This is a genomic window from Clostridium sp. AF21-20LB (assembly GCF_003478795.1).
In the GTDB taxonomy this organism is placed as follows: domain Bacteria; phylum Bacillota; class Clostridia; order Lachnospirales; family Lachnospiraceae; genus Otoolea; species Otoolea fessa.
Map to the genome: position 1 here is coordinate 54,513 of NZ_QUGD01000003.1, position 14,317 is coordinate 68,829.

Annotated in this window: 13 protein-coding genes; 11 read left to right on the plus strand and 2 right to left on the minus strand. The window is 48.3% G+C overall.

Features of this window, described 5'->3' with window-relative positions:
- Positions 1 to 59: 59 nt before the first annotated feature.
- Positions 60 to 683, minus strand: coding sequence for a hypothetical protein (locus tag DWX76_RS02655; protein WP_107000350.1), 624 nt, complete (start codon positions 681 to 683; stop codon positions 60 to 62).
- Between the two features lie 541 nt (positions 684 to 1,224).
- Here DWX76_RS02655 and DWX76_RS14825 point away from each other — a divergent pair.
- The 10 genes from DWX76_RS14825 to DWX76_RS02695 all read left to right on the plus strand — a co-directional run bounded on the left by DWX76_RS14825 (position 1,225) and on the right by DWX76_RS02695 (position 11,330).
- Entirely contained in the window at positions 1,225 to 1,359 is a 135-nt protein-coding gene (locus tag DWX76_RS14825) for a hypothetical protein (protein WP_412693966.1), read from the plus strand.
- Complete coding sequence (gene pruA, locus DWX76_RS02660) at positions 1,356 to 2,849, plus strand: L-glutamate gamma-semialdehyde dehydrogenase (RefSeq protein WP_412693967.1); 1,494 nt, start codon at positions 1,356 to 1,358, stop codon at positions 2,847 to 2,849. Before DWX76_RS14825 ends, pruA begins: the two co-directional genes overlap by 4 nt.
- A gap of 570 nt (positions 2,850 to 3,419) precedes the next feature.
- The gene (locus DWX76_RS02665) at positions 3,420 to 4,118 is read left to right on the plus strand and encodes an MBL fold metallo-hydrolase (protein ID WP_182429719.1); all 699 of its coding nucleotides are present in this window, start codon (positions 3,420 to 3,422) and stop codon (positions 4,116 to 4,118) included.
- Positions 4,115 to 4,807: a dihydrofolate reductase gene (locus DWX76_RS13890; RefSeq protein ID WP_412693883.1), complete on the plus strand. Its 693-nt coding sequence runs from the start codon at positions 4,115 to 4,117 to the stop codon at positions 4,805 to 4,807. The genes DWX76_RS02665 and DWX76_RS13890 overlap by 4 nt, the downstream gene beginning before the upstream one ends.
- 91 nt (positions 4,808 to 4,898) lie before the next feature.
- Positions 4,899 to 5,789 (plus strand): sulfide/dihydroorotate dehydrogenase-like FAD/NAD-binding protein, encoded by an 891-nt coding sequence (locus DWX76_RS02670; protein WP_118570066.1) that lies wholly within the window; start codon positions 4,899 to 4,901, stop codon positions 5,787 to 5,789.
- Positions 5,789 to 7,186, plus strand: a complete 1,398-nt coding sequence (gene gltA, locus DWX76_RS02675; RefSeq protein ID WP_118570067.1) for an NADPH-dependent glutamate synthase — start codon at positions 5,789 to 5,791, stop codon at positions 7,184 to 7,186. Before DWX76_RS02670 ends, gltA begins: the two co-directional genes overlap by 1 nt.
- A gap of 20 nt (positions 7,187 to 7,206) precedes the next feature.
- Positions 7,207 to 8,553, plus strand: coding sequence for an MATE family efflux transporter (locus tag DWX76_RS02680; protein WP_337376874.1), 1,347 nt, complete (start codon positions 7,207 to 7,209; stop codon positions 8,551 to 8,553).
- A 114-nt stretch (positions 8,554 to 8,667) separates the two neighbouring features.
- On the plus strand, positions 8,668 to 9,360 hold the full coding sequence (locus DWX76_RS02685; RefSeq protein WP_022359683.1) for an iron-sulfur cluster assembly scaffold protein: 693 nt from the start codon (positions 8,668 to 8,670) through the stop codon (positions 9,358 to 9,360).
- A 174-nt stretch (positions 9,361 to 9,534) separates the two neighbouring features.
- The gene (locus DWX76_RS02690; RefSeq protein ID WP_107000346.1) at positions 9,535 to 10,545 is read left to right on the plus strand and encodes a GGGtGRT protein; all 1,011 of its coding nucleotides are present in this window, start codon (positions 9,535 to 9,537) and stop codon (positions 10,543 to 10,545) included.
- A 461-nt stretch (positions 10,546 to 11,006) separates the two neighbouring features.
- Entirely contained in the window at positions 11,007 to 11,330 is a 324-nt protein-coding gene (locus DWX76_RS02695; RefSeq protein WP_022359681.1) for a DUF3870 domain-containing protein, read from the plus strand.
- Positions 11,331 to 11,479: 149 nt separating this feature from the next.
- Here the strand turns inward: DWX76_RS02695 and DWX76_RS02700 are convergent, their stop codons facing one another.
- Complete coding sequence (locus tag DWX76_RS02700) at positions 11,480 to 12,886, minus strand: amidophosphoribosyltransferase (RefSeq protein ID WP_118491852.1); 1,407 nt, start codon at positions 12,884 to 12,886, stop codon at positions 11,480 to 11,482.
- Positions 12,887 to 13,330: 444 nt separating this feature from the next.
- Between DWX76_RS02700 and DWX76_RS02705 the strand changes: the two genes are divergently transcribed.
- On the plus strand, positions 13,331 to 14,281 hold the full coding sequence (locus DWX76_RS02705) for a polysaccharide deacetylase family protein (protein ID WP_107000344.1): 951 nt from the start codon (positions 13,331 to 13,333) through the stop codon (positions 14,279 to 14,281).
- The last annotated feature ends 36 nt before the right edge of the window (positions 14,282 to 14,317 follow it).

Here is a 14,317-nt window from a genome sequence, read left to right on the forward strand (position 1 = left end):
TTGCCCGGGCGGCTTTTTCTCCGTCCCATCCACGACAATCAAATTATTTAGCTATCTATTTATTTCCCTTCCCCAATAATCAATTCTTCCCCATACGGCAAGGTCTTGATCCAGTCACAGAATGTATGCCACTCCGCCAGCTTATGATCCTTTCTGGCATAATAAATATTAATCAGTGTCTCATAATTAAACGAACAAGTCCGCATCTGATTATAACTGCTCGGCAGCAGCTGGATCATATCATACCAGTCATCTTTATTCTTTGTCTCCAGATAACGCAGGCGGATTTCCTCTAGCTTGGCGATAACTGTTTCCATAAATGCGCGTGTTCCGGCTGTCATGTGGTCGCAGCTGAAATCGTCCATCGAAAACGGTTTGCTGGCGATTTTGTGCATCGTGCTGGTTGAATTAGCGACGGTCGCTACTTTATAAGTATCATATTCTTTCCACCAGTAGAGAGGTGCGGTCACATCGACTGAGACAAATACCTGGCGCAGAAACTTGCGGTGGTCGCTGCCTGCTTTGCGGAGGCGTTTCGCAAGGTCGAGATCGTTCGGTCCCAGTTTATATTCGCCATTCTCATCATAAAAGCTGTCCATCCGTCCCCAGCTGTTCATCGGATTGCGGGCACCGCGCATGGCATTTTCCAGATTCATGACGCTGGTACGTTCTAATTTAAGCATAATCAAACTCCTTTTTTCATATAAGTGAATTATTTTCAGGATAAACTCACTTTTGTGAGTTGTTTCAGGCGGGATCAGTATACCACAAAAACCATGTCCCGTAAACAAAGCATAAAAAAAACATACAGAATTACAAGAATCGATAGTTACTGTTCCCGGGTGGGCACTTTTGGAAGCAGAAGTGCCGTAAGAAAACGTGGTGGCAGCAGGAATTTACCGTATTTAAATGCGAAGACACGGCAAATTCCGTTACTGGGCACGTATGCGTGAACAGTAAGATCGATAAAAATTACAATCCAAAACAGAATACAGGAAAAAGCAAAGATATTATGCGATATGCACAGAAAAACATAATGAAAATATGTATTTTTAAATATGAAATAGTATTGACACAAAATGAAAAACGTGCTAATATTTAGCCATAGAAATTCATTAATATGAAAAATAACAAGAAAGAGTTAGATTTCATGAAAATAAAGCGAGAAAAGTTTTCATATCATAATCACAAATGAGACAAAATGTCAAAAAGGAGAGATGAGCAATGAGCAATGGATATTTCAAAGTAGAGATGCCGAAAAATGAGCCGGTAAAAGCATATCTTCCGGGAAGCCCGGAGAGAGCCAGCTTAAAGAAAGAGCTGGAGCGCCAGTCCGCACAGGTTGTTCAGGTTCGATGATCATCGGTGGTAAGGAAGTTTGGACAGAGAGAAAGACCAAAGCAGTTATGCCGCATGACCATGCTCATGTAATCGCAGAAGCAGCTTCCGGCGGTGAGAAAGAGTTAAAGGATGCAATTGCAGCAGCTCTGGCAGCTAGAAAAGCATGGACCGAGATGCCGATGGAACACCGCGTATCTATCTTCTTAAAAGCAGCTGATTTAATCGCTGCTCCGATGAGAGATAAAGTAAATGCAGCTACCATGTTAGGACAGAGCAAGACCGCATATCAGGCTGAGATTGATACCTGCGAGCTGATTGATTTCCTTCGTTTCAACGTATACTACTTACAGCAGATTTATGACAGACAGCCGAACAACACACCGAATGTTTGGAACCGCATCGAGTACCGTCCGCTGGAAGGTTTCGTAACCGCGATTTCCCCATTCAACTTCACATCCATCGGTGCTAACCTTCCGACCGCTCCGGCGATCGCAGGTAACGTAGTTCTCTGGAAACCGGCTACCACAGCAGTTCTTTCCAACTACTATGTAATGCAGGCCCTGATGGCTGCAGGACTTCCGGCAGGTGTTATCAACTTTGTACCGAGCCGTGGTTCTGACATGAGCAAGTACGTATTAAGCGATCCGAACCTGGCAGGATTCCATTTCACAGGTTCTACCGAAGTGTTCAGCGGTGTTTACTCCTTAGTAGGCGAGAACATCAAGAAATACAAAACATATCCGCGTCTGGTTGGCGAGACTGGTGGAAAGGACTTCATCTTTGCTCACAATTCCGCAGACGTACCGGGTCTGGTAGCAGCTCTGACAAGAGCATCCTACGAGTATCAGGGACAGAAGTGCTCCGCAGCTTCCCGTGCATTTGTTCCGGCAAGCATCTGGCCGCAGGTTAAAGAGGGGATGCTGGCGGAGATTGAGAAGATTAAAATTGGCGATATAACCGATTTCAGAAACCTGATGGGCGCTGTTATCGATGCATCCGCATTCAAGACCAACAAAGAGTACATCGACTATGCAAAAGCATCCGAGGATGCAGAAGTTATCTGCGGCGGATACGATGATTCCAAGGGATATTTCATATATCCGACCCTGATTGAGGCTAAGAAGCCAGATTTCAAGACTATGGTAGAGGAAATTTTTGGACCGGTTATGACCGTATATGTATATCCGGATGACAAACTGGATGAGACTCTGGCAAGCTGCGATACCGCAACGTCCTATGGTCTGTCCGGAGCAATCTTTGCAGATGACCGCGAAGCTATCGTTAAGATGGAAGATGCACTCAAAGGAACAGCCGGAAACTTCTACATCAACGACAAGCCGACCGGTGCAGTTATCGGCCAGCAGCCGTTCGGTGGTGCAAGAGCATCCGGAACCAACGACAAAGCCGGCAGCGAGATCAACATGTATCGCTGGTTAAGCCCGAGAACCATCAAAGAACTCAGAGTACCGTGCCTGGATGTAACATATCCGTACATGGTTGAGGCATAGGAAAAGCGCAGCTTTTTTGAGCTGGGGCACTGAGCACGCTGAAGCCACTGAGCATGCTGGGGCGCAGCTCTTCCCCATAATTTACTAAATTAAAACCAACCACCCAGAGGATCGGCGCTGATCCGGAATCTGTGTAACGAAACACACGATTTCATATCGGTGCCGATCTTTTTTATAATTTAGAAACTCTGTCCGAGTATCCCAGCTACACCCGCTCAGATATTGTTCCGTTTGTTTGGAATGAAATTGCGGCATTCTGTTATTAAAAATCCCATTATGTTACTGCTCACACATGTGTGCCCAGCAACGGGATTTTGCCGATGCTGCGCATTCCAAATCGGCAAAATCTGCTGCGAGAACTGTATCGTACGGAATTTTCAGTTCAGAAAATTCCTATTTGTGAACAGTTACCCTATTATTCCTTACATTCATCTGATTTGAAGCAGTCCTTGTATTTCTCATAAAGATCCAGTAAAATAAAATCAAATACGAAATATGGATTTGAGGATTTGTTTTTGTTCAAATTTTCTCAGTTCGATTTTAAATTCAAACAAAAAGGATGAGAAAGCAATGACGGTGATTGATGTATCTGGCTGCGGAAGCGGTGCAGTGTTTTTGATAAAGGGAAAAGCCAATCTCCTGTTCGAGGCGGGGATGGCGTATGCTGCCGATCAGATGGTGGAAAATATAAAAAGAGAACTGGGCGATGCAGAGTTAGACGCGGTTCTTTTATCCCATTCCCATTATGATCATGTAGCGGGGCTTCCGGCGGTGCGGAAAGCATGGCCGGGGGTGAAAACATATGCTTCCGAGCGCGCAAAAGAAATTTTAGTGAAACCGGGCGCTTTGAAGACGATCCGGCGTCTAAGCAGCGAGGCGGCAGAAGCGGCGGGGCTTCCATGGGATTCGGAATATGACGATGCAGATTTACAGATTGATGTATCGCTGGAGGACGGTGAGACGATCGAACTGGGCGACCATACGATCTACGCGTTTGCGACGATCGGCCACACGAAATGTTCCATGTCTTACCTGATTGACGATGAGTTGATGCTGTGCAGTGAGACGGTAGGCGTCATGGGGCATGATGGGAGTTATATGCCGTCGTTTCTGGTAGACTATAAGGCGGCAGAAGAATCGATCGAGTATTCATCGGAATTGGATGCAAAAGAGATTATTTTAAACCACTATGGCTTTGTCAGTGAAGCGGATAAGGCGACGATCTGGGATGTCCTGATGCAGAAGCTTCGTGACAGCGTGATGCAATGATTGATATTATGAACCGGTTCCCGGAAGAAGAGACGGCGCTTCGGGAGATGGAGCGCGTGTTCCATTCTCATGTAGATAAGAAAGAACAGCCAGACGAGGCATTCTATATCAATGCGGCGAGCATGATGAAGACACTCAAAAGACAGTTTCCGGAACGGTTTCCGAGACATTTTCAGCTGATTGCGGCAGTGGATCGGAACTGGGGTATCGGCAATAAAGGGCAGATGCTGACGGTGATCCCGGCGGATCAGAAATTATTCCGGCAGGAAACGATGGGAAAAATCATCGTGATGGGCTATAAAACGTTTCTGACTTTCCCGGCTCAGCGACCGCTGGATGGCAGAATCAACCTGATTTTGACAAAAAAGAAGGCTCTGAGCGTAAAGGGGGCAGAGATCTGCCACAGTGTCGAGGAGGCGCTGGTGCGGATTGACGAGCTGAAACAGGAAAAACATCTGACAGATGTAGATGTCGTCATCATCGGCGGCGAGTCGGTTTACCGGCAGTTCCTTCCGTTCTGCGACACAGCGCAGATCACCTGGATTGATTTTTCCTATGTGGCAGACACACATATGGTTGATCTGGAGAAAGAAGGCTGGGAACTGGTAAGACGAAGCGGCGAGCAGACATTTTTCAATTTGTGCTATGAATTCAGGGAATATCGGAAGCTGGAAAAGGAATCGCTCTAAGGTTGTCAAAAATAGGACAAAGTGGTAAAATAATTGAGAATTCTGAAAAGTCAAACAATAAAATGTTCATATAACTGTAAGGAGGAATAGAATGTACCCGATTTTAAAAGCTGAAAAACTGGCAGATAAGATTTATCTGATGGTTGTAGAAGCACCGCGTGTAGCGCGTGCATGTGAGCCGGGCGAATTTGTCATCGTCAAGATGGGCGAAGAGGGCGAGAGAATCCCGCTGACCATCTGTGATTTTGACCGTCAGGCAGGAACGATCACGATCGTATTCCAGACCGTGGGAGCTTCTACCGAGAAGATGAGTACCCTCAAGGCTGGGGATGCATTCCATGATTTCGTAGGACCGCTTGGAAATCCGTCCGAGTTTATCCATGAGGATGTAGAAGAGCTGAAAAAGAAGAAATACCTCTTCGTAGCCGGCGGTGTCGGTGCGGCTCCGGTTTATCCGCAGGTAAAATGGATGCATGAGCACGGCATTGATGTAGATGTTATCGTAGGTTCTAAGACCAAAGATCTGCTGATCCTGACCGAGGAGATGGAGAAGGCAGCCGGAAACCTTTACATCACAACTGATGATGGCAGCTTTGGCATTAAAGGTATGGTTACAGGTGTCATCGAGGATTTAGTTGAAAAACAGGGATGCAAGTACGATGTCTGTGTTGCAATCGGACCGATGATCATGATGAAATTTGTCTGCCTGCTGACGAAAAAACTGGAGATTCCGACGATTGTCAGCCTGAACCCGATCATGGTAGATGGAACCGGTATGTGTGGTGCCTGTCGTGTCACCGTAGGCGACCAGGTCAAATTTGCCTGCGTAGACGGACCGGAGTTTGATGGACATCTTGTTAATTTTGACGAGGCGATGGAACGTCAGAGAATTTATAAGACTCAGGAAGGCAGAGCGATGCTGCGCTTGAAAGAGGGCGATACTCATCACGGCGGATGCGGACAGTGCGGAGGTGACAAATAATGGAAGCAAAGAGAGATATGATGAAAAAGGTGCCGGTCAGAGAGCAGGATCCGAAGGTACGTGCGACTAATTTTAAAGAGGTATGTCTCGGCTATAATATGGAAGAAGCAGTTGCGGAGTCTGAGAGATGTCTGAACTGTAAAAATGCAAAATGTATCGCTGGATGCCCGGTTTCCATCAATATTCCGGCGTTTATCCAGGAAGTAAAAGCGGGAAATATTGAGGAGGCAGCGAAAGTCATCGCACTTTCTTCGGCACTTCCGGCAGTCTGTGGACGTGTCTGCCCACAGGAATCCCAGTGTGAAGGACAGTGTGTGCGCGGTATCAAGGGCGAGGCGGTTTCCATTGGTAAACTTGAGCGCTTCGTGGCAGACTGGTCCCGTGAGCATGGTTTTGTACCGGCAGCGCCGGAGAAGACAAACGGAAAGAAAGTAGCAGTCATCGGTTCCGGTCCTGCAGGTCTGACCTGTGCAGGCGATCTGGCAAAACTGGACTATGAAGTAACCATTTTCGAGGCACTTCATGAGCCGGGCGGAGTATTGACCTACGGCATTCCGGAGTTCCGTCTTCCGAAGAGCGGCGTTGTACAGCCGGAGATCGAGAATGTCCGCAAGCTGGGCGTTAAGATTGAGACAAACGTAGTTATCGGAAAATCTATCACAATCGACGAGCTGATGGATGAAGAAGGTTTCCAGGCAGTCTTCATCGGTTCTGGTGCCGGACTTCCGAAGTTCATGGGTATTCCGGGTGAAAATGCCAACGGCGTATTTTCCGCAAATGAGTACCTGACCAGAAATAACCTGATGAAGGCATTCCGCGATGATTATGACACACCGATCATGGAATCGAAGAAGGTAGTTGTAGTCGGCGGCGGAAACGTAGCGATGGATGCGGCAAGAACGGCTCTGCGTCTCGGTGCAGAAGTTCATATTGTATATAGAAGAAGTGAGAAAGAGCTTCCGGCACGTGTGGAGGAAGTACATCACGCAAAAGAGGAGGGCATCCATTTTGACCTTCTGACCAACCCGGTTGAGATTCTCGAAGATGAGAACGGATGGGTCAAAGGCATCGTATGCCGCCGTATGGAGCTTGGCGAGCCGGATGAATCTGGAAGAAGACGTCCGGTTGAGGTGGTCGGTTCTGATTTCACGATCGATGCAGATACTGTTATCATGGCGCTGGGTACTTCCCCGAACCCGCTGATTTCCAATACGACCAAAGGTCTGGAGATTAACCGCTGGAGATGTATCGTGGCGGATGAGAGCAATGGAAAGACAACGAAAGAGGGCGTTTACGCCGGAGGCGACGCAGTGACTGGCGCGGCTACGGTTATTCTCGCGATGGAAGCCGGACGAGCAGGTGCAAGAGGCATCGACGAGTATCTTTCTGCAAAATAATGAAATCTCATCATGTAGATTTGCTGAATGAAGCAATCGCCCCGGCACTGACCCGGCTGGCGCTTCCGATCATGGCGACTTCTCTGGTTCAGATGCTTTACAATCTGACTGATATGGCGTGGATCGGACGCCTCGGGGCAGGTGCCGTCACAGCGGTGGGATCGGCAGGTATGTATACCTGGTTTTCCCAGGGATTTGCGATTTTGGCGAGAACGGGCGGTCAGGTAAAGACCGCCCATTGTCTTGGTGCGGGAGAAAATGACAGTGCGGCGCAGTATGCGAGAGGTGCGCTGCAGCTGGGGATTTTGTTTGCCGTGCTGTATGGGCTGGTTTCGCTCTTTGGAGCCAGTCGGTTAATTGGATTTTTTAAATTAAACAGCCCGGAGGTGATTGCACAGGCAGAATGGTATGTGCGGATCGCCTGTGGGCTTGTGATCTTTTCTTATCTAAATGCGATCTTGACAGGACTTTTGACGGCGGCGGGAAACAGCCGGACACCGTTTATCGTCAACGTGGCGGGGCTTGTCTTCAATGTTGTGCTGGATCCGGTGCTGATCTTTGGAATCGGACCATTTCCGGAACTGGGAGTCAGCGGAGCAGCGGCTGCGACGGTCACGGCACAGGCGCTCGTAAGCCTCCTGTTTTTCAAGGCAGTCCTGCGGGAAAAGGTGCTGTTTCCGCATCTGCGTCTCTGGGTGCTGGTTCCGGTGAAGGTTTGGAGGGAGATCGTGCGGATCGGTGTGCCGTCGGCGGTGCAGAACCTGATTTACGCTGGAATTTCGATGATTCTGACCCGCCTTATCACCGGATGGGGGGATCTGGCAGTGGCGGCACAGCGTGTTGGCAGTCAGATTGAATCCGTTTCCTGGATGGTCGGAGATGGCTTTTCGGCGGCAGTCAATGCATTCCTCGGACAGAATTATGGGGCGAAGCGGTATGACCGTGTGCGCCGCGGCTATTTCTGTGCGATCGCGATGACGGCGGCGTGGGGACTCTGCACGACATTTTTGCTGATCGGAATGGCGCGTCCGCTGTTCTCGATCTTTTTGCAGGAAGAAGAGGTCATGGCGATCGGCGTCAATTACCTGCGGATCGTGGGACTGAGCCAGATGTTTATGATGGTGGAACAGACCTCGATCGGTGCGTTTTCCGGTTTGGGGCGAACGCTGTATCCGTCGATCGTTAGCGTGACTTTTACCTCCGCGCGCATCCCAGTGGCGGTGTTGTTGTCCTCTGTGATGGGACTTAGCGGTATCTGGTGGGCGTTAAGTATTTCCAGCATGGTAAAGGGGTGTATTCTGTTCGTCAGTTTTGTCGTGTTTTTGTATGTTTTTTTGGAGAGAAAGAAAGATGAGAAAACCGTCTGAAAAGTTACAAAAAACCTATGGACGAATTGAGAATTTCGTGAGATAATAGGGACAGGATTGATGTGATAAAATTAACAAAGTACAAAATCCAATCATTTCGAAAGGAGTCTTACAATGATTTATTCACAAGAAGTAGAAAATATGTGTCCAGTAGCCCAGGGCGTAAATCACGGCGCTGCTCCGATCCCGGAGGAAGCAAAGTGGGTTAAGTCCAAAGAAGTAAAGGATATTTCCGGTTTAACACACGGTGTTGGCTGGTGTGCGCCGCAGCAGGGTGCTTGTAAGCTGACCCTGAATGTTAAGGAAGGTATCATTCAGGAGGCTCTGGTAGAGACGATCGGATGTTCTGGTATGACCCATTCTGCAGCGATGGCAGCAGAGATTCTTCCGGGAAGAACCGTACTGGAAGCATTAAATACAGACCTTGTCTGTGATGCAATCAACACCGCCATGCGTGAGCTGTTCCTCCAGATCGCATATGGCAGAACGCAGAGTGCGTTTTCTGAAGAGGGGCTTCCGATTGGTGCCGGCCTTGAAGACCTTGGAAAAGGACTCCGCTCTCAGGTAGGTACGATGTATGGAACTCTGAAAAAAGGTCCGCGTTACCTTGAGATGGCAGAAGGCTATGTAACAGGAATTGCACTGGATGAAGAAGATCAGATCATTGGTTACCAGTTTGTAAACTTAGGTAAGATGACCGACTTCATCAAGAAGGGCGACGATCCGACCACTGCATATGAGAAGGCAAAAGGTCAGTACGGCCGTGTAGACGATGCAGTTAAGATTATCGATCCGAGACAGGAATAATCGTTATTGTACATAGATAGGAGTTTTCTGAACTGAAAATTCCGTACGATACATTTCTGACATCGGAGTTTGCCGATTTGGAATGCGAAGCATCGGCAAAATTGCGTTGCTGGGCACGTATGCGTGAACAGTAACAAATAATCACAGGGTACATAGTTAAGGAGGAACATCACAATGGCATTATTTGAATCATACGAGAGACGAATTGACAAGATCAATTCCGTATTAAATAGCTATGGCATTGCTTCGATCGAAGAAGCTGAGAAGATCACGAAGGATGCCGGACTGGATGTATACGATCAGGTAAAGAAGATCCAGCCAATCTGTTTTGAAAATGCGTGCTGGGCTTACACGGTAGGCGCGGCAATCGCAATCAAGAAAGGCTGCCGCAGAGCTGCCGATGCGGCGGCAGCGATCGGCGAGGGACTGCAGGCATTCTGTATTCCGGGTTCCGTAGCAGATCAGCGTAAAGTAGGTCTGGGACATGGAAACTTAGGTAAGATGCTTCTGGAAGAAGAGACCGACTGCTTCTGCTTTCTGGCAGGTCATGAGTCCTTTGCAGCCGCAGAGGGTGCGATCGGTATCGCAGAGAAAGCAAACAAAGTCCGTAAAAAACCGCTTCGCGTTATCTTAAACGGTCTTGGCAAAGATGCGGCTCAGATCATTTCCCGTATCAACGGCTTTACATATGTAGAGACAGAGATGGATTATTACACAGGCGAAGTGAAAGAACTGTGGAGAAAATCTTACTCCAAGGGACTTCGTGCGAAAGTAAACTGTTATGGTGCAAATGACGTTACCGAGGGTGTAGCGATCATGTGGAAAGAGGGCGTAGACGTTTCCATCACCGGTAACTCCACCAACCCGACCCGTTTCCAGCATCCGGTAGCAGGTACATATAAGAAGGAATGCGTAGAGAAAGGCAAGAAATACTTCTCCGTAGCATCCGGCGGCGGTACAGGACGTACCCTTCACCCGGATAACATGGCAGCAGGTCCGGCTTCTTACGGTATGACTGATACCATGGGACGTATGCACTCCGATGCACAGTTCGCAGGTTCTTCCTCTGTACCGGCTCATGTAGAGATGATGGGTCTGATCGGTATGGGTAATAACCCGATGGTTGGCGCTACTGTGGCGGTTGCAGTTTCCATTGAGGAAGCAGCTACAGCTGGAAAATTCTAAAAAATATTGATTTTTCAAGGGTTTTAAGGGTGGTTAGATGTGATAAAAAGCAGTAAAAAGTACATCATTTGTTAATTACTTGTTAACTATTTGTTAACCATACTTGTTAACCTAAGAAGAGTGGGAAAAGGGGTCGATTTCGATCCCTTTTCTCGTGAGAGCGTTTGGTTCCTTTTATGATGTATTGTAATCCTAGTTACTGTTCACGGGTAGGCACTTTTGGAACCGAAAGTGCCGTAAGAAAACGTGGTGGCAGCAGGAATTTGCCGTATTTAAATGCGAAGCCACGGCAAATTCCGTTACTGGGCACGTATGCGTGAACAGTAACTAATCCTACATATTTTATATGGTTCCGAGGAAGCGTAGCTTGTACCTTTCCTAAGAACATGGTATCATAAAACCAGTATATGGATGAAACTGCTTTTATCAGGGCAGTTTCGAAGAAAAGGGGAAACGATATAATGTATAAGGATGATACGATTCTGGTTGTAGGTCAGGCGAAACCGAGCAAGGAGGACGCGATTTACAGCCTGCACGGCGAGTTTTATGTGAGTTTTGTAGTAGAACGGGCGACGGGAAAGATTCTTGATCTGGAGTGCAATACGATTTTGTCGGTGACGCGCAATTTTGTTGTGTCGATGCTGCTTGGAAAGAGTTTGAAAACGGATTTGGACGAGATGCAGCAGAGTATCCGGGAAAGGTATTTTGCACTGACTCAGAAGCCGCTCATTGCCTGTCTGAAGGACGCACATAACCGTTATATGATGGTGACAGGGCAGAAGTGATGTGGGTATTGGCGGTGTGCTTGTATAAACTATAAAGGCACGGTGCTGATAAAACGATTGGCAGAGAATTAACAGAATAAAGATGGCAGCTCATCAGCAGAAATTGATGGGCTGCCATTTTGGTTATCATAGAAACGTATTCTACAACATTATTCTTTTCCGTTCCAGCAATACGTACACAGCTTGCACGGTTCCAGGCCAATCGATTCGATTAAATCGTCGAGGCGGTGGAACTGCAGGGAGGTAAAGTTTAAGCGTTTACGGATTTCTTCGACCATTTCCTTATAATTCTGGCTGTCTGGGTTTGCATAATCATCCAGAAGCTCCGGGGAAACATTGTCGCCCTCACGGTCGCGGATGATGCGGCGTGTTATGAGATCCAGCTCGGAATTGGAGCGGGAGAAGTTCAGATATTTACATCCAAACAGCAGCGGCGGACAAGCCGGACGGATATGTACTGCTTTGGCACCGCTCTGATACAGGAATTCGGTTGTTTCGCCGAGCTGGGTGCCGCGGACGATGGAATCGTCGATTAAGAGCAGGCTCTTGTCGCGGATCAGGGCGTCAACCGGGATCAGCTTCATACGTGCGATCAGGTTTCTCTGGCTCTGATTGGTCGGCATGAAGGAACGCGGCCAGGTCGGGGTATATTTGATGAATGGACGGGCAAATGGAATGCCGGATTCATTGGCGTAGCCGACTGCATGCGCGATACCGGAATCTGGGATTCCGGCTACCAGATCGGCGTCGGACTGATCGCGTTTGGCAAGCATACGACCGCAGTGGTACCGCATTTCCTCGACGTTGATTCCTTCGTAGCAGGAGGTCGGATAACCGTAGTAAACCCACAAGAAAGAACAGATTTTCATTTCCTTGCGAGCCGGGCTGAGTACCTCTACGCCGTCGGCGTTCATGCGGACGATCTCGCCCGGTCCCAGTTCTTTGTAGTCCGTGTATCCAAGGTTGATGTATGCAAAGCTTTCAAAGGAAACACAGAACGCACCATCTTTGCGTCCGATGATCGCCGGGGTACGTCCGAGGCGGTCACGGGAGATATAGATGCCCTCCGGGGTCAGCAGGAGAATGGTCATGGAACCCTTGATTTTTTCCTGTGCCAGTTTCAGACCTTCAACAAGGGAATCTGCCTGACTGATGATAGCGCCGACCAGCTCGGTTGCATTGATCTTGCCGCCGCTCATTTCCATGAAATGAATATGCCCTTTCTTAAATGCTTCCTGAATCAGCTCTTTTTCATTATTGATCTTGCCGACTGTGGTGATGGCATAGCTTCCTAAGTGCGACTGAATTAACAGAGGCTGCGGTTCCATATCTGAGATACAGCCGATGCCCATGTTACCCTGCATTTCATCGACATCGTGCTCAAATTTTGTACGGAACGGGGAATTCTCGATATTGTGGATAGAACGGCTGAAACCGTTTTCTCCATAAACCGCCATACCACCGCGTCGTGTTCCCAGATGGGAATGATAGTCCGTACCAAAAAAAAGATCCAGTGTACAGTTTGTTTTTGATGTGACACCAAAAAATCCGCCCATTTGTTACTTCCTTTCAACTCTTTTGTCAATAAACTCCATGTGTTACGTTGCACGCGTTGTGATGCGTAACGACATCATTTTTATCATATCATATATTAGGTGTATTACACAATATGAAATATTTATTAAAAATACTTATGAATATTCTTTGGAACTGTTTACAGGCACATTTGGGATCGAAAGCGTCATAAGAGAACGTGGCGGCAGCAGGAATTTGCCGTATTTAAATGCGAAGCCACGGCAAATTCCGTTACTGGGCACGTATGCGTGAACACTAACCTTGTCAGAAAAATGTAAGAAGTAAAATGGGACGAAGTGTTCTTAATAAAGGAAGAGTGTGATATAATAAAACCATTGTACGTGAGTATGTCACATGGTCGGCTGTTCCGGATTGCATCGGAATGGCAGAAGAAAAAGAAAACAATTTGGAGGTTTTGGAGCGGTATGAGAAAAACATGGAAAATGAGAGCAGCAGCACTGTTACTTACGGCGGTCTGTACGGTAGGGGCGTCGTTTGCGGCGTATGCGGATGATGTGCCGTCCGGACCGGCATCGGATATGGAGCTGATTCAGAGGCGGGAGCAGGCGTCCGGTTCCCAGAATGAGGCGGGGGATGCACAGACGGCTGCTGGCAGCGAGAATCATGCTGGCGCAGCGGAAGGACAGCAGACAACAGAGAACCAGGAGACAGGAAATAACGGACAGACTGCTTCTGAGACACAGGGAACGGAGCAGGGGGACAGCCAGGTTCCGGATGGAATGGTAGCCAGCGGCGGTCGTTATATCGATCCGAATGCACCGATGGTGGCACTGACCTTTGATGATGGTCCGTATGCCCCGGTTGGAAACCGCATCATGGACTGCGCGGAGCAGTACGGCGGCCGTGTGACCTTTTATGTGGTCGGAAACCGTGTGAATTCCTATAAGAGTGAGATTCAGCGGATGTATGCCAATGGGCATGAGATTGGAAATCACACGCAGGATCACAAGTATCTCCAGAAGTTAGGCGCACAGGAGATTCGTCAGCAGGTGGAGGCCTGCAATCAGGCGGTTGCCGCGATCACAGGCGAGGCACCGAAAACAGTCCGTCTTCCGGGCGGTGGAAAAAACAGCACTGTGCTTGCCAATATCAGCCAGCCGATTGTACTCTGGAATGTGGATACGCTGGACTGGAAGACGCGCAATGCGGCTTCGTCGGTGCAGACCGTGTTAAACCAGGTAAAAGATGGCTCGGTGGTTCTGATGCATGAGCTTTACAATGCTTCCGGTGACGCGGCAGTCACGATCATTCCGGCGCTTGTGGAGCGCGGCTATCAGCTGGTGACGGTCAGTGAGCTGGCGCAGTTCCGCGGTGGACTGGCAGGCGGAACCGTCTATTACAGCTTCCACAAATAAGTGGCTGCATTCACATACGGCGAAAGCCCCCATATT

Excerpts from the sequence above, each read along its gene's own strand:
- DWX76_RS02655 (WP_107000350.1), bottom strand. The coding sequence starts at position 683 with ATGCTTAAATTAGAACGTACCAGCGTCATGAATCTGGAAAATGCCATG.
- DWX76_RS14825 (WP_412693966.1), top strand. The coding sequence starts at position 1,225 with ATGAGCAATGGATATTTCAAAGTAGAGATGCCGAAAAATGAGCCGGTA.
- pruA (WP_412693967.1), top strand. The coding sequence starts at position 1,356 with ATGATCATCGGTGGTAAGGAAGTTTGGACAGAGAGAAAGACCAAAGCA.
- DWX76_RS02665 (WP_182429719.1), top strand. The coding sequence starts at position 3,420 with ATGACGGTGATTGATGTATCTGGCTGCGGAAGCGGTGCAGTGTTTTTG.
- DWX76_RS13890 (WP_412693883.1), top strand. The coding sequence starts at position 4,115 with ATGATTGATATTATGAACCGGTTCCCGGAAGAAGAGACGGCGCTTCGG.
- DWX76_RS02670 (WP_118570066.1), top strand. The coding sequence starts at position 4,899 with ATGTACCCGATTTTAAAAGCTGAAAAACTGGCAGATAAGATTTATCTG.
- gltA (WP_118570067.1), top strand. The coding sequence starts at position 5,789 with ATGGAAGCAAAGAGAGATATGATGAAAAAGGTGCCGGTCAGAGAGCAG.
- DWX76_RS02685 (WP_022359683.1), top strand. The coding sequence starts at position 8,668 with ATGATTTATTCACAAGAAGTAGAAAATATGTGTCCAGTAGCCCAGGGC.
- DWX76_RS02690 (WP_107000346.1), top strand. The coding sequence starts at position 9,535 with ATGGCATTATTTGAATCATACGAGAGACGAATTGACAAGATCAATTCC.
- DWX76_RS02695 (WP_022359681.1), top strand. The coding sequence starts at position 11,007 with ATGTATAAGGATGATACGATTCTGGTTGTAGGTCAGGCGAAACCGAGC.
- DWX76_RS02700 (WP_118491852.1), bottom strand. The coding sequence starts at position 12,886 with ATGGGCGGATTTTTTGGTGTCACATCAAAAACAAACTGTACACTGGAT.
- DWX76_RS02705 (WP_107000344.1), top strand. The coding sequence starts at position 13,331 with ATGAGAAAAACATGGAAAATGAGAGCAGCAGCACTGTTACTTACGGCG.